This window comes from Aeromonas sp. 2MA4 (assembly GCF_029237305.1).
Lineage (GTDB): Bacteria > Pseudomonadota > Gammaproteobacteria > Enterobacterales > Aeromonadaceae > Aeromonas > Aeromonas salmonicida.
Window position 1 is genome coordinate 20,964 of sequence record NZ_JAACFY010000028.1, and the last position, 24,775, is coordinate 45,738.

Annotated in this window: 25 protein-coding genes; 10 read left to right on the forward strand and 15 right to left on the reverse strand. The window is 60.8% G+C overall.

The genetic code is table 11. The features are described from left to right. Positions 1-203: 203 nt before the first annotated feature. Positions 204-1,016 (reverse strand): 3'(2'),5'-bisphosphate nucleotidase CysQ, encoded by an 813-nt coding sequence (gene cysQ / locus GWQ31_RS20635; RefSeq protein WP_275910166.1) that lies wholly within the window; start codon positions 1,014-1,016, stop codon positions 204-206. A gap of 41 nt (positions 1,017-1,057) precedes the next feature. Continuing rightward, a complete protein-coding gene (nudE, locus tag GWQ31_RS20640) occupies positions 1,058-1,666 on the reverse strand; it encodes an ADP compounds hydrolase NudE (protein ID WP_058394900.1) in 609 nt (202 codons plus the stop codon). Positions 1,667-1,814: 148 nt separating this feature from the next. Here nudE and yrfG point away from each other — a divergent pair, with 148 nt between their 5' ends. Continuing rightward, positions 1,815-2,483 carry a GMP/IMP nucleotidase gene (gene yrfG, locus GWQ31_RS20645; RefSeq protein ID WP_275910167.1) on the forward strand — a complete coding sequence of 223 codons (669 nt, stop codon included), beginning with the start codon at positions 1,815-1,817 and terminating at the stop codon, positions 2,481-2,483. Positions 2,484-2,838: 355 nt separating this feature from the next. Here the strand turns inward: yrfG and tyrS are convergent, their stop codons facing one another. Then, a complete protein-coding gene (gene tyrS / locus GWQ31_RS20650; RefSeq protein WP_275910168.1) occupies positions 2,839-4,107 on the reverse strand; it encodes a tyrosine--tRNA ligase in 1,269 nt (422 codons plus the stop codon). Positions 4,108-4,253: 146 nt separating this feature from the next. Between tyrS and GWQ31_RS20655 the strand changes: the two genes are divergently transcribed. Continuing rightward, the gene (locus GWQ31_RS20655) at positions 4,254-5,075 is read left to right on the forward strand and encodes a LuxR family transcriptional regulator (RefSeq protein WP_275910169.1); all 822 of its coding nucleotides are present in this window, start codon (positions 4,254-4,256) and stop codon (positions 5,073-5,075) included. A gap of 62 nt (positions 5,076-5,137) precedes the next feature. On the opposite strand, the gene exeN is transcribed toward GWQ31_RS20655, so the two are convergent. The 12 genes from exeN to exeC form a co-directional block, all read right to left on the reverse strand. After that, a complete protein-coding gene (gene exeN, locus GWQ31_RS20660; protein WP_275910170.1) occupies positions 5,138-5,896 on the reverse strand; it encodes a GspN family type II secretion system protein ExeN in 759 nt (252 codons plus the stop codon). A 97-nt stretch (positions 5,897-5,993) separates the two neighbouring features. Next, positions 5,994-6,485 carry a GspM family type II secretion system protein ExeM gene (gene exeM / locus GWQ31_RS20665; RefSeq protein WP_275910171.1) on the reverse strand — a complete coding sequence of 164 codons (492 nt, stop codon included), beginning with the start codon at positions 6,483-6,485 and terminating at the stop codon, positions 5,994-5,996. Continuing rightward, the gene (gene exeL / locus GWQ31_RS20670; protein ID WP_265420669.1) at positions 6,482-7,666 is read right to left on the reverse strand and encodes a GspL family type II secretion system protein ExeL; all 1,185 of its coding nucleotides are present in this window, start codon (positions 7,664-7,666) and stop codon (positions 6,482-6,484) included. Before exeL ends, exeM begins: the two co-directional genes overlap by 4 nt. A gap of 120 nt (positions 7,667-7,786) precedes the next feature. Beyond that, positions 7,787-8,812 (reverse strand): GspK family T2SS minor pseudopilin variant ExeK, encoded by a 1,026-nt coding sequence (exeK, locus tag GWQ31_RS20675; RefSeq protein WP_275910172.1) that lies wholly within the window; start codon positions 8,810-8,812, stop codon positions 7,787-7,789. Beyond that, entirely contained in the window at positions 8,802-9,461 is a 660-nt protein-coding gene (gene exeJ, locus GWQ31_RS20680; protein WP_125608847.1) for a GspJ family T2SS minor pseudopilin variant ExeJ, read from the reverse strand. The genes exeK and exeJ overlap by 11 nt, the downstream gene beginning before the upstream one ends. A 62-nt stretch (positions 9,462-9,523) precedes the next feature. Next, entirely contained in the window at positions 9,524-9,883 is a 360-nt protein-coding gene (exeI, locus tag GWQ31_RS20685; protein WP_021139454.1) for a GspI family T2SS minor pseudopilin variant ExeI, read from the reverse strand. Further along, entirely contained in the window at positions 9,880-10,443 is a 564-nt protein-coding gene (gene exeH / locus GWQ31_RS20690; protein ID WP_059113750.1) for a GspH family T2SS minor pseudopilin variant ExeH, read from the reverse strand. Before exeH ends, exeI begins: the two co-directional genes overlap by 4 nt. A 44-nt stretch (positions 10,444-10,487) precedes the next feature. Continuing rightward, the gene (exeG, locus tag GWQ31_RS20695; protein ID WP_005315859.1) at positions 10,488-10,919 is read right to left on the reverse strand and encodes a GspG family T2SS major pseudopilin variant ExeG; all 432 of its coding nucleotides are present in this window, start codon (positions 10,917-10,919) and stop codon (positions 10,488-10,490) included. Between the two features lie 228 nt (positions 10,920-11,147). After that, on the reverse strand, positions 11,148-12,368 hold the full coding sequence (gene exeF, locus GWQ31_RS20700) for a GspF family T2SS innner membrane protein variant ExeF (RefSeq protein WP_005315860.1): 1,221 nt from the start codon (positions 12,366-12,368) through the stop codon (positions 11,148-11,150). Between the two features lie 71 nt (positions 12,369-12,439). Next, positions 12,440-13,945, reverse strand: a complete 1,506-nt coding sequence (exeE, locus tag GWQ31_RS20705; protein ID WP_087757111.1) for a GspE family T2SS ATPase variant ExeE — start codon at positions 13,943-13,945, stop codon at positions 12,440-12,442. Further along, complete coding sequence (gene exeD / locus GWQ31_RS20710; RefSeq protein ID WP_275910173.1) at positions 13,945-15,981, reverse strand: GspD family T2SS secretin variant ExeD; 2,037 nt, start codon at positions 15,979-15,981, stop codon at positions 13,945-13,947. Before exeD ends, exeE begins: the two co-directional genes overlap by 1 nt. 21 nt (positions 15,982-16,002) lie before the next feature. Then, entirely contained in the window at positions 16,003-16,851 is an 849-nt protein-coding gene (gene exeC, locus GWQ31_RS20715; RefSeq protein WP_272487577.1) for a GspC family type II secretion system variant ExeC, read from the reverse strand. A 214-nt stretch (positions 16,852-17,065) separates the two neighbouring features. Between exeC and hslR the strand changes: the two genes are divergently transcribed. The 8 genes from hslR to GWQ31_RS20755 all read left to right on the forward strand — a co-directional run bounded on the left by hslR (position 17,066) and on the right by GWQ31_RS20755 (position 24,587). After that, positions 17,066-17,464, forward strand: coding sequence for a ribosome-associated heat shock protein Hsp15 (hslR, locus tag GWQ31_RS20720; protein ID WP_005315870.1), 399 nt, complete (start codon positions 17,066-17,068; stop codon positions 17,462-17,464). A 108-nt stretch (positions 17,465-17,572) separates the two neighbouring features. Further along, the gene (hslO, locus tag GWQ31_RS20725) at positions 17,573-18,457 is read left to right on the forward strand and encodes an Hsp33 family molecular chaperone HslO (RefSeq protein WP_275910174.1); all 885 of its coding nucleotides are present in this window, start codon (positions 17,573-17,575) and stop codon (positions 18,455-18,457) included. 149 nt (positions 18,458-18,606) lie between these two features. Beyond that, positions 18,607-20,232 carry a phosphoenolpyruvate carboxykinase (ATP) gene (gene pckA / locus GWQ31_RS20730; protein WP_275910175.1) on the forward strand — a complete coding sequence of 542 codons (1,626 nt, stop codon included), beginning with the start codon at positions 18,607-18,609 and terminating at the stop codon, positions 20,230-20,232. A 178-nt stretch (positions 20,233-20,410) separates the two neighbouring features. Beyond that, complete coding sequence (locus GWQ31_RS20735; protein WP_021139462.1) at positions 20,411-21,076, forward strand: GntR family transcriptional regulator; 666 nt, start codon at positions 20,411-20,413, stop codon at positions 21,074-21,076. A 33-nt stretch (positions 21,077-21,109) separates the two neighbouring features. Beyond that, positions 21,110-22,912: an aminopeptidase P family protein gene (locus GWQ31_RS20740; RefSeq protein ID WP_275910176.1), complete on the forward strand. Its 1,803-nt coding sequence runs from the start codon at positions 21,110-21,112 to the stop codon at positions 22,910-22,912. Positions 22,913-22,999: 87 nt separating this feature from the next. Further along, positions 23,000-23,395: a nitrous oxide-stimulated promoter family protein gene (locus GWQ31_RS20745; RefSeq protein WP_021139464.1), complete on the forward strand. Its 396-nt coding sequence runs from the start codon at positions 23,000-23,002 to the stop codon at positions 23,393-23,395. 123 nt (positions 23,396-23,518) lie between these two features. Then, complete coding sequence (locus tag GWQ31_RS20750; RefSeq protein ID WP_275910177.1) at positions 23,519-23,971, forward strand: GNAT family N-acetyltransferase; 453 nt, start codon at positions 23,519-23,521, stop codon at positions 23,969-23,971. A gap of 139 nt (positions 23,972-24,110) precedes the next feature. Continuing rightward, a complete protein-coding gene (locus tag GWQ31_RS20755) occupies positions 24,111-24,587 on the forward strand; it encodes a glycine zipper 2TM domain-containing protein (RefSeq protein ID WP_005315904.1) in 477 nt (158 codons plus the stop codon). Positions 24,588-24,775 lie beyond the last annotated feature (188 nt).

Below are 24,775 nucleotides of genomic sequence, written 5' to 3' on the forward strand. Positions count from 1 at the left end.
TTTATTTTGACCAAATGATCGTTCGCAGGATTACCTGAAAATCCATGCCAAATCTTCCCGCTCGATGATGACGTTCCACTGTCATTCACGTTCTTTGCCAGTGGATACTCCTATGCATGCCGGATAAAAGCAGCGGATCACACCAGACAATCAGGCGACCATGAGGTCGCCTGATTGAGTCTTGCAGTGAAATGTCAGCCAACTCAGTGAGCGAGGATAGTGCCCCAGGCGAGATCCGGATCTCCCATCACTATGAAGTCCGGGTTCTCCAGCGACTCGGTTTCGTTGTAGCTGAGCGGTTGCAACGCCAGGCTGAGGATACGACCACCGGCCGCCTCGACGATGCACTGGGCAGCGGCGGTATCCCACTCGCCGGTGGGGCCGAGTCGCACATAGCAATCGGCAGCCCCTTCCGCTACCAGGCAGGACTTGAGGGAGCTGGAACCGAGCGGTATCAGCTCGTAGTTGATGGCCGGATTGAGGCGACGGGTCAGGTTCTCCAGCTTCTGGCGACGGCTGATGGCCACCACCAGAGAGTCTGGCTGGTCATGTTCGTGATGCATGGCGCTGATGGGCAAGGTCTCGCCGTTCACCTCCTTGAAGGCGCCGTGACCACGCACCGCCCAGTAGAGCACGTCAGACTCGGGGGCGTAGATGACACCAAGCACGGGCACATTGTCCCGTACCAAGGCGATCAGGGTGGCGAAATCACCGCTGCCGGCAATGAACTCACCGGTGCCGTCGAGGGGATCCACCAGCCAGTACTGCCGCCAATTGGATCGCTGACTGAAGGGCACATCGGCCGCCTCTTCGGTCAGCACGGGTACATGGGGGATGAGCGCCGACAGCGCCTGTTTGAGGTAGGCATCGGCAGCAAGATCGGCACTGGTGACCGGGGTCGCATCCTCCTTCAGCTGACGCTCGAACTGACCGCCGTGATAGATTTCGTGAAGGATACGTCCCGCTTCGCGGGCGATCTCCTTGACCCCTGGAACCCAGGCCAACAACTCCTGCATCTTGTTATCCTCTGTTTTTATTGCCTTTGCCCACGTTCGGGCTAGTTTTCCTGCTCCGCCAGCCACTTCTGGGCCAGCAGCAGGGCACTGATGCTGCGCGACTCGGTAAAGTCGGAACGCGCCAGCAATTCATCAATCCGGTTGAGCGGCCAGGGGATCACCTCCAGAGGCTCGGGTTCATCGCCGACTCGCTGCTCGGGGAAGAGATCCCTCGCCAGCAGTATGTCCATCCGGCTGGAGAAGTAACCCGGCGCCAGTGACACCTGCTTGAGGGGGATCAGGCTGTTGGCGCCAAAACCGGCCTCCTCCATCAGCTCCCGGTTGCCCGCCTCGAAGGCGTTCTCACCCGGGTCTATCAGCCCCTTGGGAAAGCCCAGCTCATAGCTGTGAGTACCAGCCGCATACTCGCGCACCAGCAGCAGGGTGTGGGCGTCATACAGGGGCACCACCATGACGGCGCCCCGGTTGCCACCGCGCATCCGCTCATAGACTCGCTCCTCGCCATTGGAGAATTTGAGGTGCAGGGATTCCACCTTGAACAGCCGGCTCTCGGCCACTATCTCGGCCTTGAGGATCTCCGGCTTGTTCTTGTCGAGATCCAGGGTCTCGACACAGATATGCTCGGGCTTGCTCTTGTGGTGGTCACTCATCGGGCGTTGGCTGCTCGTTAAAAAATAGTGCTTCAAGAGTAAACGACTCCCACACCGAACACCACGGGGCAAGGGTGGGAAAACGGACGGAAAAATCCGTTATAATGCAGCCCCGTTTTCCTCCCGAACATTGACACCAAGAGGCCCCATGCCGACCCAGCTGCCCTGGCACCAGATAGACACAGTCCTGCTCGATATGGATGGCACCCTGATCGATCTCCATTTTGACAACCACCTCTGGCAACAACTGGTGCCGACACGCTACGCAGAGCGACTCGACCTGCCGCTGGACCAAGCCAGAGCACAGATCGATGCCCACTATCACGCCGTCAACGGCACCCTCGACTGGTACTGTGTGGATTACTGGAGCCAGACCCTGGGGCTGGATATTCGCGCCCTCAAGCAGGAGATCCTGGAGAAGATCCAGTGGCGGCCCAACGTCATCCCCTTCCTTGCCGAGCTGCGGGCGGCTGGCAAGCAGCTGGTGCTGTTTACCAACGCCCACCCCGCCAGCCTGTTGGTCAAGGATGCGCGACTCGGGCTCGCCGGGCATCTGGACCTGATGGTGAGCACCCACGAGCTGGGTTGGTCGAAGGAGAGCCAGCACTGCTGGCAGGCGCTGGCTGCTCGACTGGCATTCGATCCGGCCCGCACCCTGTTCGTGGATGACAGCGAGCGGATCCTGCGCGCCGCCGCTGACTACGGCATCGGCTATCAGCTTGCCATCCAGAATCCGGACCGTTGCCAGCCCGAGCAGCACATCACCGCCTTCCCGGCGATCCGTGACTATGCCGAACTGCTGCCGCTGACTATTTGATACCAGCACGGAGACAGGATTCACCGCCTTCCCCGATGCATTCCGTGACTATGCAGAATGACTGCCGCTGATTACTTGATACCTATACGGGGGCAGAATTCACCGCCCTCCCCGATGTATTCCGTGACTACGCCGAACTGCTGCGGCTGACTATTTGATACCTATACGGGGACAGGATTCACCGCCCTCCCCGATGTATTCCGTGACTACGCCGAATTGCTGCCGCTGACTATTTGATACCAGCACGATGACAGAATTCACCGCCTTCCCCAGCATACCAAGCGGCTGACAGACGGGGACGCACAATGGAAAGGGCTGCCCGGGCAGCCCTTTCTCGTTGATGTCGGGAAGCTGGCTAGCCCAACCACGCCACCAGCTGGTACTGCTTCTTGCCCCTGCGCAGCAGCAGGTAGCGACCAAACAGCCGATCCTCGGCACTGAGCTGATCATCCTGCCTGATGGTGCCATTAAGGCTGATGGCTCCCGCTGCCAGCAGTTCGCGGGCGATACGTTTGGAGTTCGCCAGACCGCAGCTGACCAGCAGGCTGACCAGATCGGTTTCGCCACTGACTGTGCTGCTCGGCATGCCATCCTGTGCCAGCTGGGCGAGATCGCTCTCGCCGAGGCGGGCCACGTCGCCGCGAAACAGCAGCTCACTGATGCGCTGCACCGCCGCCAGCGCCGCCTTGCCATGCACCAGTTCGGTCAGCTCGTTTGCCAACACCTGCTGGGCCTGCTTGCGCCCCTGCCGCTTGGCATCTTCCGCCTCCAGCGCGGCAATCTCGGTCAGCGACATAAAGCTGTAATAGCGCAGGAAGCGGTAGACATCCTCATCCGCGGTGCCGAGCCAGAACTGGTAGAAGGCGTAGGGCGAGGTGAGCGCAGGATCCAGCCAGACGGCGCCACCCTCTGTCTTGCCGAACTTGGTGCCGTCCGCCTTGGTGATAAGGGGCAGGGTCATGCCGTGCACCTGCGCCTGATGGAGGCGACGGGTGAGATCCATGCCGCTGGTGATATTGCCCCACTGGTCGTTGCCGCCAATTTGCAGGGTGCAGCCGAGCCGCTGGTGCAGCACTGCAAAGTCGTAGGATTGCAGCAGGGCGTAGGAGAACTCGGTGAACGAGATGCCCTGATCCGGACGGGCCAGTCGCTGGCGTACCGACTCCCGCGCCAGCATGGCGTTGACCGAGAAGTGCTTGCCGATATCCCGCAGAAAATCGAGGGCGGACATCTGCCCCATCCAGTCGCCATTGTTGACCAGTTGCGGGGCTGACAGGCCGTCATCGGCGGGCAGCAGTGCCTTGATCTGGGCCGACAGGCTGGCGACCCAACCCTGCACTGTGTCGGCACTGTTGAGGCTGCGCTCGGTCGCCTTGAAGCTGGGATCGCCGATAAGGCCGGTCGCACCACCCACCAGTGCCACCGGGGTGTGGCCCGCCAGCTGGAAGCGGCGCAGCATCAAGAGCGGCACCAGATGACCGATATGCAGGCTGCCGGCGGTGGGATCGAACCCGCAATAGACTGTGCGCGGGGTGGCGAGGTGGGAGGCCAGGGCCGCCGGGTCGGAATTCTGGGCCACAAGGCCGCGTTCTGTCAGCTCATCGAGCAGGTGGGGGTTGATCATGGGTTCTCCAACAGCAGGGGGAAAAGCCGTCATCCTCGCCGTTCTGGTCGATGGCGGATATGTCCCCTGAGGGACAGTTTTGCCACTCTCGTGCTAGCATCCAGCCATAGCGCGGAATAGCTCCCCGCCACCGGAAACGTGCCACCATGACCCAGCCATTCACCACAGATGCCTTGACCCGCAGCATGACCGAGGTGGTCGATGCCCTGCACAGCAGCGCCTTTGCGGCGGCGCTGGTGCGGCTGATCCAGCAGCAGGTGACGTTTGATTGCACCCTGCTGCTCGGGGTGGGGCAGCGCCCCGTCTACCTCTACGACAACCTCAATCATCAGCGGGCCCTGCTGTTTGATCGCTACCTCACCAGCCACTTCAGTCAGGATCCCTTTATGCAGGCGCTGGAGCAGGGCTTGCCTGCCGGCGTCTGGACCCTGGCGCAAGTCTCCCAAGGGCGGCTCGATCCTGAATATCGCCACCACTTCTATCAGGCCACTGGCTGGCAGGAGGAGGTGGGGCTGATCCTGCCGGTGCGGGACGGACTGACGCTGATGCTGTTTCTCGGCCGCCTCGACAAGCGCAGCACCCTGAGCCAGAACGAGCTAGCGAGACTGGAACAGTTGTTTCCGCTGGTACATTCGCTGTGTCGTCAGCAGTGGCAGCAGAGCCAGCCGCTGCTGGCCCAGAGCACTGCGCAGCCGGACAGCGCCAGCCTCAAGAGTGCTGTGGAGCAGGCGATGGCAAGCGTAGGGGGCGATAGGCTCACCCGCCGGGAGCGGCAGGTGGCGGGGTTGCTGCTGCAGGGGCTGGATACCGAGGCGATTGCCGCGGCGCTCGGGATTGGCTGCGGCACTGTGAAGAATCACCGCAAGCACCTCTATGGCAAGCTGCGGCTCGGCTCGCGGGCCGAGTTGTTCAATCTCTTTCTGAACCACCTGATCACGGCGCCGGTTGGTGACATACAAACCCCATAACGACATAACCCCGCCGAAGCGGGGTTATTTTCATCATGCGTCCACAACACCAGACAGTATCGTCAGATACGCCCCTGGTAGCGCAGCGGGAAACGGCCCTGACCGTCGGGTTGACCGAGGAAGGGCAGTCCCTGCTTCATCTCTTCCGGCAGCTCAGGGCCAGGTTTGAGAGAGCCCTGGAACAGGTACTGGCGATTAGCCTGCAGTTCCAGTTTGCCCATCACCTGCACCGCCTCCGAGCTTTGCTTGAGTTCGGCCACCAGACGGGAGTCGATGCAGGTCAGCTTGATCTCGGGATCCCCCAGCGGCAGCTTGCCGGCCGAGGTATCGGCATCGGCGCCATACCAATAGAGATTGCCGTAAAGGTTGTCACACCAGGGGTTGCCCTGGGCAAACTGATCGACCTTGAGCTGCAACTGACCCACCACCGTCAGCGGGAACGGCAGCCGCATGGGCACCCGATCCAGCACCCAGGGCGCGGGCACATTGAGGGTAATGTCGCGCCCAAAGGCGGCGCCATTCCAGCCGACCACACCCTGGCCATTGAGGCCGCTGCGATCGCCGAAACGCAGAGAGACCTCGGGGGCGAAACGCAGCAGTGACCAGCCGTTGAGCTCCCAGCGCAGCTGGGTCAGCGACTCGCTGGCATATTGCAGCCGGGCGACCTGGCCGCTCCAGAGGGTACCGCTCACCCCTTCCAGCTGCACCAGGTTGGGCGGCAACGGCAGATGGCGCACCACCAGAGTAGCGGGCAGCTTCACCAACAGAAAACCGAGATAGGCCACCAGAAACAGGGCGGCGATCAGTACTTTTTTCTTCATAGAAAATGACTCAACTGAAAATGTCTGGCCTTGACCAAGCCCGGAGCCCCACAGGGACGAAATACCGGGCACTCGGCGGCACTCAGCCCGCTGGATGTCATTGGGGACGACTCAACTGCAAGCGTCTGACCTTGACCAGGCCCGGAGCCAGATTCTCACGGGCCACCTCGATGACCTGCACCTGGACACCGTGCTGATCGGCTAGGCTCGCCAGCCAGATCAGCAGATCATCGAACGGCACTGTGTCGATCCACACCTGCAGCTCCTGACCCTGGGGTTGCAGACGGGCAATCTTGATTTTCTGGTTGAAGGCAGTGCGGTTAACCACCCCTTCCAGGGTGCCGCTGGTGTCAAGCTGACGGCCCTGACCGCCCTGCATCGCCAGCACCTCTTCCCCCTTCTCTTTCAGCCAAGCGAGCGTCTGTTGCTGACTCAGCACCTGCCGCTCGCGCTCGGCGATGCGGTTGGCGATGGGCTGCCAGACGACCCAGTAGAAGATCCCGATCAGCAGGCAGCTGCCACCCACTGCCACCAGCCGCTGCTCGCGGGCGCTGATGCTGCGCCACCAGCCTTGTAGTTTGTCCATCATGATGATTTACCTTTCAGCACCAGCGCCCCCTCAACCTTGCCCTCTGTGCTGCGCACCTCACCCTGCTGCACCTCGAAACGCTTGCCCGCCAGCTCGCGAAAACGCTCTATCTCGGTGAAACCGGGTGCCGTCACCTGCAATCTCAGCTCGCCCCGGGCGGCGTCGAAGCGCAACACCTGCGGCTTGAGACCCGGCACCTCGGCGAAGGTAGGTGCCAGTTCGGTCAGCAACAAGAGCACACCATCCTGCGGGGTCTGCCCCAGCAACTTGAGGTGCTGAGCCATCTGGCTGCGCACGTTCACGATGCGGGTCTCCCCCGGGAAGATGCGGGTGTAGACCTGCCGGATCTCGGCCTTGAGGGCCTTGTCCTGCTCCGCCAACTGATAGAGATGCACACCGCGCTGGGTCAGCGCCACCAACAGCAGCAAGCCGGCGACCACGGCAACCTTGCGCCACTGCAACCAGTAACGGGAGTATTCGGTTTGCGGCCGGTAGGGGCCCTGCAACAGGTTGGCCTGACAGTTCAACGCCCCTTTGGCCAGCAGCAGCATGGGCAGTTCGGGCTCTGCCGCCTGCCAATTGGCATTCGGGATCGGCGGTACCGGGGTATGGCTGTGGATGGTGACCGGCTCGGCTTCGACCGCCAGCAACATGGCCAGCAGCGGCTCGTCGGCCACTATGCCCTGACAGGGGCCCTGGCGCAGCAGCCACTCCTTGCCCAGTTGCAGGGCTGACCAGCCGTTTGCGGCCTGAGGCAGCGCCAGCACGTCCGGCAGCAGTTGCTGGCTCTTGAGGCCCGCCGCCTCCAGCCAGCCCAGCCAGGTCTGCATCTTCTCCTTGTCGACCGCCATCAGGTCCACATCGTGGCCCTCGTGGCCCAGCACCACCAGATGCAGCTCATCCACATCGGAGGCGATTTGCTCCTCCAGCAGATAGGGCAAGGCGGCCGCGGCCTGGCGACTGTATTTGCCCGGCAGGCTCACCCGCCGGAAGATAAGGTCGCTGCCCGGCACCAGGGTCACCACGGGGCGGCCACCGGCACGCTCCCGCAGCTCGCCGAGGGCATGGGCCGAGGCCAAGGTACCGGAGGCAATGATCTCCTCCTCCTTCGCCGACCACACCAGCCACTCGACCGGTTGCTGCGCATTGGTCCCCAGACGGATGACCAGACTCTCGCTCACAAATATCTCTCCTGCCATTCCCGTCCGCATCCAGAGGATGGGCGGGAGCGCAGCCTTTGGCTGCTGTCCAATACGGATTCAGAGCGGGTTCGGCCATCAGCCGTCACCCACACCTGTTTGTTATTCGGCGCCACCGCTGAGGCGGCGCAGCATCACCAGCTTGTTGTCCTTGCCACGCACGAAGACACTCTCCAGCCTGGCCCGGGTATCACCGACTTCGGCGATCAATTTGGCTTCGAAATAGCTGCTCTTGACGTCCAGCGCCGCATCCAGCCCCTGGATGTTGCTCACCTGCACCGGCATCTGATCCGTCATCGCTTTCTTATCCTTCCACCCCTTCTGGGGGCGGCTGCTCAGCACCCGTTTGGCGTCATCGAGACCAATCTTGTCCTGATAAAGCGCCACCAGCAGCGCGGCCTGCTCCGGCTTGATGGTGTTGATGTTCACTACCAGCTTGTCGGTCGGCAAGGCGCACACATAGGGCGCCAGCCGGGCATACAGTTTGGCACTCACGCCGCGCACTGCCCTCAGCTCATCCGTGCTCAACATCCACTGGTTCGCTGTCAGATAAGGGGGCGTCAGCCCTTCGTAATAGGCATCTTCGGCACCGTAGCTGGAGACCAGCGCCGTATCCTTGTCGGTCCAGTCGCGAATGGCATCGGTCAGCTGCACCGCCTCGTAATCCTCGACTTCAAGCTGCTTGAGCAGGGCGCGAAATGCCTTGACCTGATAGGGCTGCTTCTCGAGGTCATCGCCGCTCACCCCATCTTTCAGGGGCACGCTCAGGCTGTTGAGGTTGAAGCAAGATTGCAGATCCCGCACCCGACCGGTCAGCTTGCCGTCATCCACCGGGAAGACCGCATCCTGCCTGGCCCAGTTCTGACCCAGGTTCACCACATTGGGGTCATCCTTGAAATCCTGAGCCAGCACCTTGCTCACCAGCGCCTCCGCCGACATGGCATACCACCAGGCCTGCTTGCCGGCGGTGAGGTTGCCGGTACGGCGCAGCTCCAGCTGCAGGCGACCGCTCATGTTGCTGGCGATGATCACCATTACCGACAAGATGAGCAGCACCACCAACAGGGCCATGCCCCCCTGGCGGCGGCAAGATGGCATGCTGCCAGCCGCTGTCCGCTTAGTTCGCATTTTCTGCTCGCTGGCCACCGGCCCCTATCAGGAACTGGCGGCGAAGGGTGCCGTAATCTTCCAGATCCAGCTCCACCGCCAGGCCGTAAGGCAGCACGTTGCGCTGGGTCCACTCTTCCTTCCAGGCACCCTTGTCGTAGAAATAGAGCCGCAGCGCCGTCACCCGATCCAGCATGGGCTGAATACGCGGCTCTGTGCCTATCACCGGATCCGGATAGAGGTAGCTCAGCCGCTCCAACTTGTGATCCTTGAGCCGCCAGCCAACCCGCTGCAAACCGGAGCGTGGCAGCATACCATCCGGATTGAGCCAGCCACCGCGAATGAAGGCCATGCCCCAGTCATCGCTCTGCTGGCCAAAACGGGACGCCGCCAGCAGCACCTTGTTGTTCTCGCCGTCGATACGGCCGCTGCGGGGCACCATCTGGGTGATGTCCCGCTCCATCAGGGTGAAGGCCAGCTGCAACTCGGAGAGACGGGCCTCTTTCTTCTTGGCCACCTCGTCGCTGGTGAGCACCCCCTGCAGCACCTGATAGGCGCCCATGCTGAGGCTGGCGAAGATGGCGATGGCCACCAGCATCTCAAGCAGAGTGAAACCGCCCTGACGGCCATGATGCCGAGCTCGCGGCCTGGGTACTGGCGATGGCCTCATCGGCTTCTCCAGCAGAGTGAAATCGTCCTGACTGGACGTCATTTGGGTGTCGTTGACCAGGCTCATCGGCTGATATAGGTCCGGATCATGGCCACAGGGCTCTCGGCCTTGGGGGCAGTACGCACTTCCATATCCAGCGCCTTGAAGTTGTTGTCGGCGGTGGCGACGCCGCGATAGCGCCAATACCAGGTCTGCCCAGCCATCTTCTCGTCCCCTTCCACCCAGCTGTCGCCGGGCCACTTGGCTTCGAGTTTCTGCTGCACCAGCTGGTTTTCCACCACCCAGGTCGCCAGCGTCTTCTCTTCCAGATAACTGAGTGCAGAGAGGTGTTCGCTGGCGGTTTTCATCACGGCGAGACCCGCGATGGCAAACACTGCCAATGCGACCATGACCTCGAGCAATGTCATGCCACGGGCGTTCACTCCTCTTCCTCCTCGTCCTGCAGCAGTCGCAAGCGGCCGAATTCATCCGCTTTGACAGTCCGCAGGTAGCGCACGTCCTCATTCTGCTGGGTCAGGGTCAATACGAAAGGGCTGAGCTCGCCACCGGGGAAGATCAGTACCTGGGGCGTGCGCTCCTTCTCGTCCCGACCCTGCTCGGTTTTCTCGTCGGACTCGGTCCGCCAGCTGAACCCTTCGAGCTCGATGGCCAGCGTCATCTCATCCGGCAGTGTGACCTGCCCCAGGATCTTGTCGTCGGTCAACGCCTGCCATTTGCGATCCTTGGCCCCGCGCTGCATGAACTGCCAGCCGTTCGCCTCGATACGCAGCCCCACCAGCCGGCCATCCATCACCGAATACTCCTGCGCCTGTTGCAGGGTCGCCATGAAGCGGCGCGCCTGCTTGTCGAGCTCGCGATCGCCTCTGGCCCCTCCCATGCTGAGGGTGACGGCAGTGGCCACCAGCCCCATCAGCATGGCCACCAGCAATACTTCCAGCAGGGTGAAACCGGCTTGGCGATGACGAGACGAGGAGCCCCTCACGGCAGCCTCGCCCACAGCAGCTTGATGGCAGCGCAATCAATCACTTATTGGAAATCCTTCAAATTCCAGTTGCCGATGTCGTCATCGGTACCGGCTTCGCCATCCAGCCCCATGGAGAAGATGTCGATCTTGCCGAACTGGCCCGGGCTCAGCAGCTGGTAGGGATTGCCCCAGGGATCCTGCGGCAGGCGTTTGATGTATCCGCCGTCACGGTAGCTGCGCGGCTCGGGGGCGGCGGTCGGCTTGTTGACCAGCGCATCCAGGCCCTGCTCCGTGGTCGGGTAACGGTTGTTGTCCAGCTTGTACATGTCGAGGGCATTTTCCAGCGCCACTATATCGGAGACGGCTTTCTGCTGGTCAGCCTTCTCCTTGTTGCCCATCAGGTTGGGCACCACCAGGCTGGCCAGGATCCCGAGGATCACGATGACCACCATGACTTCCAGCAGGGTAAAACCGGATTGACGACGCTTTTGCATGACTGACTCCCTAACGAAATGAGATGGCATGAACCATCAACGATTAACTGTTAAACCGCGATCGTTCGATTACGCCTGCCGGCTAATCGAACCTACGGGTTCGATTGGATTTGTAGGTTCGAATAGCGAAGCCTATTCGGACACCCGAACCTTATAAATTCACCATGTTGTTGAGTTCCAGCGAGTTGACTGCAGGATCGACCGGATAAGGGCGGCTGCGGACCAACATCATAAATTCACCATGTTGTTGAGCTCGAGGATCGGCTGCAGGATCGACATCACGATAAACAGCACAACCCCGGCCATGGAGACCACCAGCAGGGGCTCGAACACGCCGAGGGCTATGTTCACCTGGGTTTCAAATTCCCTGTCCTGGTTGTCCGCCGCCCGCTCCAGCATGTTGTCGAGCTCGCCACTCTGCTCGCCGGAGGCGATCATGTGCAGCATCATGGGCGGAAAAATCCTGGTTTCATCCAGCGCCTTGCGCAGGCTGGTCCCCTCGCGTACCCGTTCGGTGGCCTCACCAATGCGCGTACGGGCAAAGTCGTTGGAGAGCACTTCGCCGGCGATCTTCATTCCCTCCAGCAAGGGCACGGCACTGGCATTGAGGATGCTCAAGGTGCGGGCGAAGCGGGCTGTGTTGAGACCACGGCTGACCCGGCCTATGACCGGCAAGCGCAGTATCACCTGATGCCAGTGACGGCGACGCTTCTCGTCGGTCAGCCACCAGCGCCAGACAAAGCCACCCAAGAACAGCAGCAGAAGGAACCAGAGGCCGTAATGCTGCATCAGCTCGCTGGTGCCGATGAGGAAACGGGTCGTCGCAGGCAACTGCTGGCCCATGTGTTCAAACTGGGCCACCACCTTGGGTACCACGGCAGTGAGCAGGATCGAAATGACCCCGACCGCCACCAGAGTGAGGACTATGGGGTAGATCATCGCCTGCAGCAGCTTGGTGCGCATGTGCTGGCGCTGCTCCGTGTAGTCGGCGAGCCGGTTCAGCACCTTCTCCAGATGACCGGACTTCTCCCCTGCCGCCACCATGGAGCGGAACAGCTGATCGAACACGTGGGGGAAGGCCCCCAGCGAATCGGCCAGCGAGTAGCCTTCTACTACCTTGCTGCGCACGGTTGCCACCAGACTGCGCAGGTGGGCCTTTTCGCACTGCTCGGCCACTGCCCGCAGCGCCTCTTCGATAGTCAGGCCTGCGCCAACCAGGGTCGCCAACTGGCGAGTAATGAGGGCCAGCTCGGAAGTGGAGGCACCACGGCGAAACAACACGAAGCGATTCGCTTCACGCTTTGCCTTCTCTGTGGTCTCGTTCACCTCGAGCGGGGTCAGCCCCTGCTCGCGCAGTTGCTGGCGTACCTGACGGGCCGAATCGCCCTCGGTCACCCCCTGCTTCTGGCGCCCCTTGCTGTCGAGGGCTTTGTATTCAAATGCTGACAATACTCTTGCTCCTCTGCCCTAGCACTGTGACGTCTTGCTATCCCGATTCAAATCGCTTGCCTGACAGAACATCAATCTTCCCGGGTCACGCGCAGCACTTCTTCAAGGCTGGTCTGGCCCTTGAGTACCTTGTCGATACCATCCCGGCGGATGCTGGGGGTATGGCCGCGGATCAGCCGCTCTATGGCCAGTTCACCGCTGGCGCTGTGGATCGCCTCGCGCACCGCCTCGTCGATCACCACCAGCTCGTGAATGCCGGTCCGGCCGCGATAGCCGGTGTGGTTGCACTGCTCGCAGCCAACCGGGCGCCACACCTGCTGATCCGGTGCCAGCTCCATGCCCATGGCCTCCCGCTCCTGCTCAGTGATGGGGCGTGGAGTGCGGCAATCCGGACAGAGGGTACGCACCAGCCGCTGGGCCAGTACCGCCAGCAAGGATGAGGAGAGCAGGAAAGGCTCTATCCCCATGTCCCGCATTCGGGTGATGGCACCGATGGCGGTGTTGGTGTGCAGGGTCGACATCACCAGGTGACCGGTCAGCGACGCCTGCACCGCTATCTGGGCGGTCTCAAGGTCGCGGATTTCCCCCACCATCACCACGTCCGGATCCTGACGCAAGATGGCGCGCAGGCCGCGGGCGAAGGTCATGTCCACCTTGGTGTTGACCTGGGTCTGACCTACCCCTTCGAGGTCATATTCGATGGGATCTTCCACCGTCAGAATGTTGCGGTCCCGCGAGTTGATCTCGGAGAGCGCCGCATACAGGGTGGTGGACTTGCCCGAACCGGTCGGGCCCGTCACCAATATGATGCCGTGGGGCTTGCGAATGAGTTCGCTGATGATGTTGCGGTTGGCCAGCGTCATGCCGAGCTGCTTGAGCTCGAGGCGCACGTTGTTCTTGTCGAGCAGACGCAATACCACCCGCTCGCCGTAGCTGGACGGCATGGTCGAAACCCGCACGTCCACCGCCCGGCCACCGATACGCAATGAGATGCGGCCATCCTGCGGGACCCGCTTCTCGGCGATGTCCATTCGCGACATCACCTTGATGCGCGACACCAGCAGGGAGGCCAGCTTGCGATGGGGCCGCAGTATCTCCCGCAGCACGCCATCGATGCGGAAGCGAATGACCAGCACCCGTTCGAAGGTCTCGATATGGATGTCGGACGCCTCCTCTTTTATCGCCTCGCTCAACATGGCGTTGATGAGGCGAATGATGGGGGCGTCGTCATCGGCGTCCAGCAGATCCTCGCTCTGGGGCAGCTCTTCGGCCAGGGCAAAGAAGTCCATCTCGTTGCCGAGATCTTCCATCAGCTGGCGCGCCTCGGAAGAGTCGCGCTGGTAGTGAGCCATCAGCAACTCTTCAAAAGCATCGTTCTCGAGCTGCTCCACCTCGAAGGCGCAGCCCGCTACCCGCCGAACTTCCAGCAGGGTTTGCGGCGCGACCCCCTGACGACAGAGCAGCAGGGGAGTCCCCTGCCGTTCGGTCAGAATGACACCGAAGTTGCGGGCAAAGGCAAACGGCAGCTCGGGCAGGGCTGCTGGCAGATCCGTTCCATCGAGCTGGTACGCCGCCATTACTTGTTACCCTGTACGAACGGCTGTGCTCCATCGGCCGTCGCCTGCTGGCGCGCCTTCATCAGCTCGATCTGCTTCTGTATCTCGGGTGACTGGACCACATCCTGCCCGTATTCGGGCAGCACCTGCCGATCCGGCGAGGTGGCATATCCCTTTTGAGCCGCCGCCTCCAGCTGTTGAGCGCGGAACAGGGTGTACTTGTTGCTGGATATCCCCGAGTAGACGTTGGCATCGCGCAATATGGTGGGCCGGATAAAGACCATCAGGTTGCGCTTGGAGGTGGTGTTGGAAGTAGAGCGGAACAGGTAGCCCAGCACAGGGATGTCGCCCAGCAAAGGCACCTTGGAGACCTTCTCCTGAGTCTGCTCATCCATCAGACCGCCAAGCACCACGGTTTCGCCACTTTTGACCAGCACGGCATTCTTGATGGTGCGGGTATCGAAGGTGGGACCCAAGGTAGCCGTACCTGTAGCCTGTTTCTGCGCGACACTGGAGACCTCCTGCTCGATATTGAGCAGCACAGAGTCCCCTTCGTTTATTTGCGGCGTCACCGTCAACTTGGTGCCCACCGTCTTGCGCTCTATGGTATTGAACACCTGATCGCTGGTGGTGGAACTCTGGGAGCCGCTCTGCACCGGCACTTCCTGACCCACGTTGAAGGAGGCTTCCTTGTTGTCCATGGTGACGATACTCGGGGTGGAGAGAATATCGCTCTTGGTGTTGGTGGAGAGCGCCGTCACCAGTGCAGCCCAGTTGCCATGGTAGAAACCGGCGGCCATGCCGTTGAAGTCTTTTGCCAAGGCAGCCAGACCCGTGGTGGTGCCATTATCCTTGTAGTCTTTGGCGGCGATGGCCACCGAGCCAATGGGCAGAGTAGTGTCGGTAAACTGGGTGCCGCCACCGTTGGTATTGGCCCACTGAACCCCCAGGTTGAGGCCGTCACCGTCGGCAATTTCGACGATGATCGCCTCCACCAGCACCTGAGCACGGCGGATATCCAGCTTGGCAACCACCTGCTCCAGCTCGGCCATCACATCCGGCTGGGCCGTGATGACCAGCGCATTGGTGGTCTCGTCGGCCGAGATGGCCAGCTTGCCACCGCCTATGCTGGCGTTGCCGCCACCGGCCGTGGTGCCGCCCCCCTTCTTGTCCGCTTCTATGCTGGTGCTGACGCCCTTGAGCACCTCCACCATGTCCTTGGCCTTGCCATATTTGAGATAAAAGACCCGGGTATTGCCCTGGCTCTGCAGATCGCGGTCAAGCTGGCGCACCATCTGTATGATGCGAGCCCGCGCCTTGGGTTCACCACTGACCACCACGGAATTGGTGCGCTCATCGGCCACCACCTTGGGCGCCAGCAGCAGGGAAGTGTTGCCGCCCTGAGTGTTGCCATCCTTGTTGAGGTTGGTCACCAGTCGCACCATCTCGCCGGCGGAGGCATATTTCAACTTGATGATGTCCACTTCCTGATCGCCCGCCTTGTCGACCCGGCGCACCACTTCCACCAGACGGTTGACCACGGCGGCACGGCCGGTGATGAGCAGCACGTTGGAGGGATCGTAATGCACCACGTTGCCGCCACCGGCGTTGTCGTTGAGCTGACGCAGCAAGGGGGCCAGTTCACGCACCGAGACATTGCGCACCGGCACCACCCGGGTCACCATCTCGTCGCCAATGCCCGGGTTGGTCTCATCCACCACGGGGATGGCCGAGGTCTTGGCATCCTTGGAGCGCACCACCTTGAGCACGCCGTTATCCATGGGCACAACGGCAAAGCCATAGACGTCGAGCACGCTCAGGAAGAACTGGTAATACTGCTCTTCGTTGAGCAGGTCGTAGCTGCGGACGTTGATCTTGCCGCGTACCGAAGGCTCTATGATGATTGTCTTGCTCAGGTTCTTGCCGACCGTGTTGATGAACTCTTCGATGTCGGCATTCTTGAAGCTGGCAGAATACTCGGTGGCCCAGGCAGAGCCTGCCATCATCAGCGCCGCCGCGACCGTGGCCAGACGCCAGCTCTTCCCTTTATTTATCATTCTTGGTGCTACTCCAAATCATTATTCTGACAAGCCGACATAAACGTCGTAGAGCTGTCCCTGCCGTTCGACGGTGACGGTCATTTCCGTGGCGCCTGCCACCTGCTGCATCGCCTGCATGGCCTGAGCGTTATCCCGCAGATCCAGACCATTGATGCTGACCGCCATGTCATTGGCGACCAGACCGAGTTGATTGAACAGTTCTGGATTGCTGCCCGGATTGAGGCGATAGCCGACCATGCGGCCATCCACTCGTACCGGTGAAATATTGAGGTAATCGGTGATCTTGCCGGGGTTGCCCAGCAATTCGCTGCGCACCGAGGAGAGCTTCTCATCCGGGTTGCCCTGCCTGGGCAGGGGTTTGCCGTACTCTTCCCCGTCCAGCATCAGGGTCTCGTCACGCGCGTCACGTTCTATGATGACGCGGTCGGCAAACACCTGGCGAACCTTGGCCTGGGTGCCATCGATGAAGTCACCTATGCCATAGGAATTTTGCACACCGCTGTGGGCTATGATGGCAATGGACTTGGCGGGATCGGAACTGGCCAGCACACCATTGAGCTGCGCATTGAGCTGGGTCTTGGGTGCGTCGGCTGCGACAGCATCGGCCGCCCGGGCCTGCTGCTTCGCCTTGCCAAACAGTGCCAACCGGCTGACGCCGCCGAGATCGAGCCGGGCCTTGCCCTGACCCTGACTGCCTGCCACGGCCGGTTGCCAGGGCTGACTGCTCTGCTGGCTACCGAGATCCAGCAGACGCCAGGTAAGACCGGCGCACTGGTGGGCCAGCAACAGCAGCAAGAGCCAGAACAGGGGCTGGCTGAAACGGGAGAGCGGCACGGTTTTGCAACGGGCCAGAAGGGAGCTCAACAAGTCATCCCTGAACGGTAGCGTCATGTTTATCAATATATTCTGGCTTCCAAATCGGTTGGCTATTGTGTACGGCAATGGACCCAGAGACAACCGACCGGATGGTATCAAGCTGTGAAAATTGACATTCCGTCACACCATCAGCCCCCCTGTTTCTATCCCGAGGCCTGCCTCTGGTATAATCAGGCTCCCCTTTCAGCCATCCCGGAGTCGATTCATGCCGAATCCCGCAGAAACCACAACCCAGGTCCGCCTCGACAAATGGTTGTGGGCCGCGCGTTTTTACAAGACCCGCAGCCTGGCCCGCGATCAGATTGAAGGGGGCAAGGTGCACTATAACGGCCAGCGCAGCAAACCTGGCAAGGCCGTTGAAGCCGGCGCCCTCATCCGTGTCTGGCAGGGCCAGGACGAGCGGGAGGTGCGGGTACTGCAAGTGAGCGAACAGCGCAAGTCCGCCCCGCTGGCCCAGCTGCTCTATGAAGAGACAGAAGCCAGCCTGAAAAAACGGGCCGAGAACAGCGAGGCGCGCCGCTTCAACAGCCAGTTTGCCCCGAGCCCCGAGCGTCGCCCCGACAAGCAGGAGCGGCGCCAGCTGATCAAGGTCAAGCAATACTGACTCGCCAACGTGGCCCTTTTATGACGACAGGGGGCGAGATAAGTTCCTAACCACCTGTTTATTATTGTTTTTATCTATTTACCTCACCTAAGAACCCAGGAATGCATGATGAGTAACCAAGATCTCCTGTATCGCTATCTGTTTGAAGAGTACGAAGTCCGGGGTGAGCTGGTCCAGCTGGATCACACCTACCGCCACGTGGTGGAAGCCCAGAGTTATCCGGTGCAGGTGCAAAAATTGTTGGGTGAACTGCTGGTCGCCACCAGCCTGCTGACCGCCACCCTCAAGTTCGAAGGCTCCATCACTGTGCAATTGCAGGGTGATGGCCCTGTCCGTCTGGCGGTGATCAACGGTGACAACAACCAGCAGTTGCGCGGCGTGGCCCGCTATGAAGGGGAGCTGCCGAGCGATGGCAAGCTGCAGAGCCTGATTGGCAACGGCCAGCTGATCATCACCATCACTCCGGAGCAGGGCGAGCGCTATCAGGGCATCATTGCCCTGGACGCCGATACCCTGGCGGGTTGCCTGGAGCACTACTTCGCCCAATCCGAACAGCTGGCCACCAAGCTGTGGATCCGTACCGGCTACCACCAGGGTGAACCGCGCGCCGCCGGCATATTGCTGCAGGCACTGCCCGCCCAGAGCGAGGATCATAGCGCAGATTTCGATCACCTGACCCAGCTCACCGCCACCATCAAGGATGAAGAGCTGTTCGGGCTGGAAGCGGAAGAGATCCTCTACCGCCTCTATCACCAGGACAAGGTGCGTGTGTTCGATCCCCAGGCAGTCGAGTTCCGTTGCACCTGCTCCCGCGCACGCTGTGAAGGGGCCCTGCTGCAGATAGAAAAGGAAGAGGTCATGGAGATGGTGCAGGAGCTCGGCAAGATCGACATGCACTGTGATTATTGCGGCGCCCAGTACCAATTTGATGGGATCGACGTCGAAACCCTGTTCAGCAGGGCTCCCGATAATGATGCAAACAAGTTACACTAATTGAAGGCGGGCAAAACCCGCCTTTAACTTAAATAACAAAAAAATACCCTATTTTATAAAGTTTGATGGCGATCGCTAAACTCTACCACCTAAGTGATAGGATGAATGCCAGATAGAACCCTACCAACCTCTGAACCCAGGAGAATACAATGACAATCGTGGCAGAACCCACCCTGGCCCAACAATTAGAACTGGACCAGTACGGCATCAGAAACAGCCAAGAAATCGTTCGCAACCCCTCTTACGACCAGCTTTTCGCGGAAGAGACACGTTCTGACCTGGAAGGGTTCGAGCGCGGTGTAGTGACCGAACTGGGCGCCGTTAATGTCAACACCGGTATCTTTACAGGCCGCTCCCCGAAAGATAAATATATCGTCAAAGACGCCACCACCCAGAATACTGTGTGGTGGTCTGATCAGGGTAAAAACGATAACAAAGCCATTACCCCGGAAGTGTGGTCACATCTGAAATCCCTGGTGACCAAACAGCTCTCAGGCAAGCGCCTGTTTGTGGTCGATGGCTTCTGCGGTGCCAACCCGGATACCCGTCTGGCCGTGCGCGTCATCACAGAGGTGGCCTGGCAGGCTCACTTCGTCAAGAACATGTTCATTCGCCCGAGCGATGAAGAGCTGAAAGTCTTCAAACCTGACTTCGTGGTGATGAACGGTGCCAAATGCACCAACCCGAACTGGAAGGAACAGGGTCTCAACTCCGAGAACTTCGTTGCCTTCAACCTCACCGAGAAGATCCAGCTCATCGGCGGCACCTGGTACGGTGGCGAGATGAAGAAAGGGATGTTCTCCATGATGAACTACTTCCTGCCCCTGCGCGGTATTGCCTCCATGCACTGCTCCGCCAACGTGGGTCAGGACGGCGACGTTGCCATCTTCTTCGGCCTCTCCGGCACCGGCAAGACCACCCTCTCCACCGATCCCAAGCGTCAGCTGATCGGCGATGACGAGCACGGCTGGGACGATGACGGCGTGTTCAACTTCGAAGGGGGCTGCTACGCCAAGACCATCAAGCTCTCCAAAGAAGCCGAGCCGGACATCTTCAACGCCATCCGTCGCGATGCGCTGCTGGAAAACGTGACCGTTGCCGCCGATGGCACCATCGACTTCGATGATGGCTCCAAGACCGAGAACACCCGTGTCTCCTACCCCATCTATCACATCGAGAACATCGTCAAGCCGGTCTCCAAGGCGGGTCATGCCAACAAGGTGATCTTCCTGACTGCCGACGCTTTCGGCGTGCTGCCCCCGGTTTCCAAGCTGACCAAAGAGCAGACCAAGTACCACTTCCTGTCTGGCTTCACCGCCAAACTGGCCGGTACCGAGCGCGGCATCACAGAGCCGACTCCGACCTTCTCCTCCTGCTTCGGTGCGGCCTTCCTCAGCCTGCATCCGACCAAGTACGGTCAGGAGCTGGTGAAGCGGATGGAAGCGGCCGGCGCGGAAGCCTATCTGGTCAACACCGGCTGGAACGGCACCGGCAAGCGCATCTCCATCAAGGATACCCGCGCCATCATTGACGCCATCCTGGACGGTTCCATCGAGAAAGCCGAGACCAAGATACTGCCGGTCTTCAATCTGGAAGTGCCGACCGCACTGCACGACGTGAACCCGGCGATCCTCGACCCGCGTGACACTTATGCCGACAAGGCCGAGTGGGATACCAAGGCAGAGGATCTGGCCCAGCGCTTCATCAAGAACTTCGAACGCTTCACCGACAACGAAGAGGGCAAGCGCCTGGTCGCGGCAGGTCCGCAGCTGTAACGCCAGCCCCCATCTTCTTGCAAACTCCAATACCGGTCAGCCCTGCTGACCGGTATTTTTTTAACCAGATGGCGGCGTTTGATCCCCGCCAAACCTTGCCTTGTGGGCGGTTGCGCGTTAGATTCAGCCCAACTTTATACAATATACAATTTTGTAACGATTCCCCTGTGACCCGACCATGACCCCACCCTACAAGACCCGAACCCAGATGGTGATGGAGAACCTCCGCGGCCGGATCCTGCGTGGGGAGTTTGCCGCCGGTGCCCCTCTTCGTCAGGATGCCATCGCCAAGGAGCTGGCGGTGAGCCGCATTCCGGTGCGGGAAGCCCTGATGCAACTGGAGGCCCAGGGACTGGTGAAATTCGAGGCCCACCGCGGCGCCGTGGTCACCATGCTGGACGCCTCGGCCATCGAGGAGCTCTTTTATTTGCGAGCCCTGCTGGAAGCCGATACCCTGTTTCACGCCGTCGACCTGATGACGGAGGAGACCTTTGCCAAGGCAGAGGCCATCCTGGCCCAGTTTGATCAGGCGCTCGAGTCAGGCACCCAGATCGAACACTGGGCAGAGTTGAACCACAGTTTTCACGCCACCCTCTATCAGGCTGCCGGTCGCCCCCAGGCGCTGGAGCTGATTGCCCAGATCAATCTGAGCTGTGACCGCTATGTACGCTTCGAGCTGCTGTTTGCCAGCGACGGAGTGGACAAGGCCGAACGTGAGCACGCCCAGTTGCTGGCGCTGTGTCGCGCCCGCCGCAAACACGAGGCTGTGGTGCTGCTCAAACAACATATCGAGGCGGCTGGCCAGTCGATCAAACGGATCCTGGACAGCGGCCACAACCACTGAACACTCACATCACTACAATCTGGCATTAACGACATGAATCATTTCGAGATTATTGAAACCCGCGTCGCCCAGGTCAGGGCCGCTCTGGCCATTCAAGAGCTGGACGCCTTCATAGTCCCCCACGATGACGAGCACCTGGGCGAATACATTCCCGCCTACGCAGAGCGTCTGGACTGGATCACGGGTTTCAACGGCTCCGCCGGGCTCGCCATCATAATGGCGCAGCGGGCGGCCCTGTTCATCGACGGTCGTTACACGGTGCAGGCCCGCATGCAGGCACCGGCCGAGCTATTCGAGTTTCTTCATCTGAACGAAGATCCCCATGTGCAGTGGCTGGCTGAACAACTGCCGTCCGGTTCCCGGGTCGGCTTTGACGCCCGCCTGCACAGCCTGGCCTGGTATCAACACGCCAAGGCCCTGCTGACCGAACGTGGCATCGAGCTGGTACGGGTCGATGAGAACCCCATCGACCTGCACTGGAGCGATCGCCCCGCGCCGACCAAAACCCCGGTCATTCTCTACAGCGAAGAGCTGGCAGGCCAGTCGAGCCAGGCCAAGCGCGAACTGCTGGCCACAGACCTGCGCAAGCGCGGGCTTGATGCCGTACTGCTGACCCAGGCCGAGCCCATCAACTGGCTGCTCAACCTGCGTGGCCGTGACGTGGAGCGTCTGCCGGTAGTGCTGGGTTTTGCGGTGCTCTACGCCAACACCAGCATGGATTTCTTCGTCGACACCGACAAGATTGACTGCATCGCCTTCTCCAGACATGTGGGACAGGATGTCTCCGTCTACCCCATCGACAAGCTGGGTGACGTGCTGCAACGCATTGGTGAAAACCAGCAAAGAGTACTGGCCGACCCCAACACGGCCAACGCCTGGACCCAGCTCATCATGGAAGAGGCAGGCGCCATCCTGGTGGAAGGTCAGGATCCGACCATGCTGCCGAAAGCGTGCAAGAACCCGGTGGAGCTAGCCGGCATGCAGCGCGCCCACCTGCGTGACGGCGTCGCCGTTACCCGTTTCCTCGCCTGGCTGGATCGGCTGATCGCCTCCGGTGAATTCGAGGGGGTGGATGAAGGCACGCTGGCCGATCAGCTGGAAGCCTTCCGTCATGAGCAGGAACACTACGTCGAGCCGAGCTTTGACACCATTTCGGCGCTGGGGCCCAACGCCGCCATGTGTCATTACCGTCACACCAACGGCACACCGCGCCCCTTCGGTCAGGACAGCATCTATCTGGTGGATTCCGGTGCCCAGTATCTGGACGGCACCACTGACATCACCCGCACTGTCAAGGTGGGTGAGGTGACTGACGAGCACAAGGCCATGTTTACCCGGGTGCTGCAGGGCCATATCGCGCTGGATCAGGCCCGCTTCCCGCGCGGTACCGCCGGCATCCAGCTCGACGTGCTGGCCCGCATGCCGCTGTGGCAGGCGGGTTACAACTATGACCACGGCACAGGCCACGGTGTCGGTCACTTCCTGAGCGTGCACGAAGGCCCCCAGCGCATCGCGCCCAAGGGGAGCCTGGTGGCGCTGCAACCGGGCATGGTGCTCTCCAACGAACCGGGTTACTACCGGGAAGATGCGTTCGGCATCCGCTGCGAAAACCTGGTGGTCGTGACCGAACAGGAACAGATGGGCGAACTGGCGATGCTGGGCTTCGAGCGCCTGACTTATGTGCCGTTCGATACCCGCCTCATCGATCGCAGCCTGCTGAGCCCGGCCGAGTTCCGCTGGATCAACGAATACCATGTCGAGGTGTTCCGCCGCCTGAGCCCCCTACTGGAGGGCGAGGATCTCCTCTGGCTGGAACAAACAACCAGCCTCATCTGATGACACAGGGCCTGCGGGCCCTGTTTTTTGCCTCCCGTCTTGACCTGTATCAACACCCAGTCCCCTCAGGTCAGGACAATGACCGCCATGAAACCCCATGATCCCGACTCAATGCACAGCACTCGTGCCAGCAAGGCATCCGAGCACCCCAGGCTCAAGCGGGAGCAGCAAACGGTCAGCGCCATGATCCGCCTCTACTGCCACCACCACCATCAGGATCCCGCCTGTCGGCACTGCCAGCAGTTGCAAGCCTTCGCCCACCAGCGACTGCGGCGCTGCCGTTATGGTCACGGCCACAAACCGACCTGCGCCAACTGCCACATCCACTGCTATGCCCCCGCCATGCGCAAGCAGATCCAGCAGATCATGAAATGGAGCGGCCCGCGCATGCTGTGGCGTCATCCCTGGCTTGCCCTGTGCCATCTGCTGGACAGCCGCCGCAAGGCCCCCAGATTGCCCAACAGCCGGCCCCTGCCGCCCTGACACAGACCTGCGACCACGCGCGCCCGACATCATCGGGTACGCTTGCATCAACCAGGATGGCCCACTAACCTGTGACTCCTTTGACTGCCGCACGGCAGCACGCACGCAATGACAGGAGCCCAGATGCATCAGCCCCCCGTTTTGAGAGTGGCCACCCACGCCGACATGCACGCCATCTGGCAGATAGACGTCAACGTCTTCGGGGAGGATGTCTATCCAGGCTTCTTCTTTCGCCAGGCCATGGACCTGTGGCCCGAGCTGCTGCTGGTGGCCGAACTGGATGGCAAGCTGCTTGGCTATGCCCTGGGTGGAGTGGGACAGGATAGGTCGCAAGGCTGGCTGCTCTCCCTGGCTGTGTTGCCCGAGGCACGAGGTTTCGGTCTCGCCGAGCGCATGATGCTGCAGCTGGAGCAGGCACTGACCCAGGTGCTGGTCGAACGGGTCAGACTGACGGTGGATCCGGCCAATCCGGCCAAACGCCTCTACTTTCGACTCGGTTATCAGCAAGTTGCCGAGGAGCGCGACTATTTCGGCCCGGGTGAAGATCGCCTGCTGCTTGAAAAAAGCCTCGGCTAAACCCGCTGCAGGCGTCGCCTTCCGCCAGTAAGCCTCATAATTGGTTACACTTTGCTGGTTTCATGCTCAATCCGGTTGGCGTAAAGTTGCACTCACTGACCGAATTAACCAGATTAGATGCTTGCCCAGGAGGCCCATCATGTTGAAACGTATGACCCTTATCGCCTTGTTGGCCGCCACCACTGCCACCACCCTCAGCGGCTGTGCCAACAGCGATGTCTACTCCGGCGATGTCTACACCAAGGATCGTGCCAAGCAGGTCCAGACCGTCAGCTACGGCACCATACTCTCCACCCGCCCGGTCAAGATCCAGGCCGATGAGAACTCTCTGGTCGGCACCATAGGCGGCGCCGTGGTCGGTGGCCTGCTCGGCAGCACCATAGGGGGTGGCCGGGGTAGCGACATCGCCGCCGCAGGGGGTGCCATCGCAGGTGCCGCCGCCGGTAAAGCTGCCGGCGACAAGCTCAATCAGGTTGACGGCGTCGAGCTCGAGATCAAGAAAGAGAACGGCGAATCCATCGTAGTGGTGCAAAAAGCCAGCCCCACCTTCGTACCTGGCGCCCGGGTACGCATGACCCAAGGCAACGGCAGCATCAACGTGGCCGTGGTGAACTAAGTACCAACCACCAAACGCCCACGAAAAAGCCCTCGCACTGCGAGGGCTTTTTTTATCGTGTTGTCCCGTCCTGAATATGGTTTACACCTTTCCTCCCAATAAATGGAGAACCCGATGGGACAAGGTGTGAAACGGACACAGCGCGATTACTCGCTGACTTTTAAACTGGCACTGGTCGAGCAGATTGA

Bases quoted from the DNA above. Each gene is read 5' to 3' on its own strand.
- nudE (WP_058394900.1), bottom strand. From the start codon at position 1,666: ATGAGTGACCACCACAAGAGCAAGCCCGAGCATATCTGTGTCGAGACC.
- exeG (WP_005315859.1), bottom strand. From the start codon at position 10,919: ATGCAAAAGCGTCGTCAATCCGGTTTTACCCTGCTGGAAGTCATGGTG.
- exeN (WP_275910170.1), bottom strand. From the start codon at position 5,896: ATGAAGAAAAAAGTACTGATCGCCGCCCTGTTTCTGGTGGCCTATCTC.
- yrfG (WP_275910167.1), top strand. From the start codon at position 1,815: ATGCCGACCCAGCTGCCCTGGCACCAGATAGACACAGTCCTGCTCGAT.
- exeD (WP_275910173.1), bottom strand. From the start codon at position 15,981: ATGATAAATAAAGGGAAGAGCTGGCGTCTGGCCACGGTCGCGGCGGCG.
- exeK (WP_275910172.1), bottom strand. From the start codon at position 8,812: ATGCGAACTAAGCGGACAGCGGCTGGCAGCATGCCATCTTGCCGCCGC.
- GWQ31_RS20655 (WP_275910169.1), top strand. From the start codon at position 4,254: ATGACCCAGCCATTCACCACAGATGCCTTGACCCGCAGCATGACCGAG.
- GWQ31_RS20735 (WP_021139462.1), top strand. From the start codon at position 20,411: ATGACCCCACCCTACAAGACCCGAACCCAGATGGTGATGGAGAACCTC.
- exeE (WP_087757111.1), bottom strand. From the start codon at position 13,945: ATGGCGGCGTACCAGCTCGATGGAACGGATCTGCCAGCAGCCCTGCCC.
- exeJ (WP_125608847.1), bottom strand. From the start codon at position 9,461: ATGAGGCCATCGCCAGTACCCAGGCCGCGAGCTCGGCATCATGGCCGT.
- cysQ (WP_275910166.1), bottom strand. From the start codon at position 1,016: ATGCAGGAGTTGTTGGCCTGGGTTCCAGGGGTCAAGGAGATCGCCCGC.
- pckA (WP_275910175.1), top strand. From the start codon at position 18,607: ATGACAATCGTGGCAGAACCCACCCTGGCCCAACAATTAGAACTGGAC.
- GWQ31_RS20740 (WP_275910176.1), top strand. From the start codon at position 21,110: ATGAATCATTTCGAGATTATTGAAACCCGCGTCGCCCAGGTCAGGGCC.
- GWQ31_RS20745 (WP_021139464.1), top strand. From the start codon at position 23,000: ATGAAACCCCATGATCCCGACTCAATGCACAGCACTCGTGCCAGCAAG.
- GWQ31_RS20750 (WP_275910177.1), top strand. From the start codon at position 23,519: ATGCATCAGCCCCCCGTTTTGAGAGTGGCCACCCACGCCGACATGCAC.
- tyrS (WP_275910168.1), bottom strand. From the start codon at position 4,107: ATGATCAACCCCCACCTGCTCGATGAGCTGACAGAACGCGGCCTTGTG.
- hslR (WP_005315870.1), top strand. From the start codon at position 17,066: ATGCCGAATCCCGCAGAAACCACAACCCAGGTCCGCCTCGACAAATGG.
- exeM (WP_275910171.1), bottom strand. From the start codon at position 6,485: ATGATGGACAAACTACAAGGCTGGTGGCGCAGCATCAGCGCCCGCGAG.
- GWQ31_RS20755 (WP_005315904.1), top strand. From the start codon at position 24,111: ATGTTGAAACGTATGACCCTTATCGCCTTGTTGGCCGCCACCACTGCC.
- hslO (WP_275910174.1), top strand. From the start codon at position 17,573: ATGAGTAACCAAGATCTCCTGTATCGCTATCTGTTTGAAGAGTACGAA.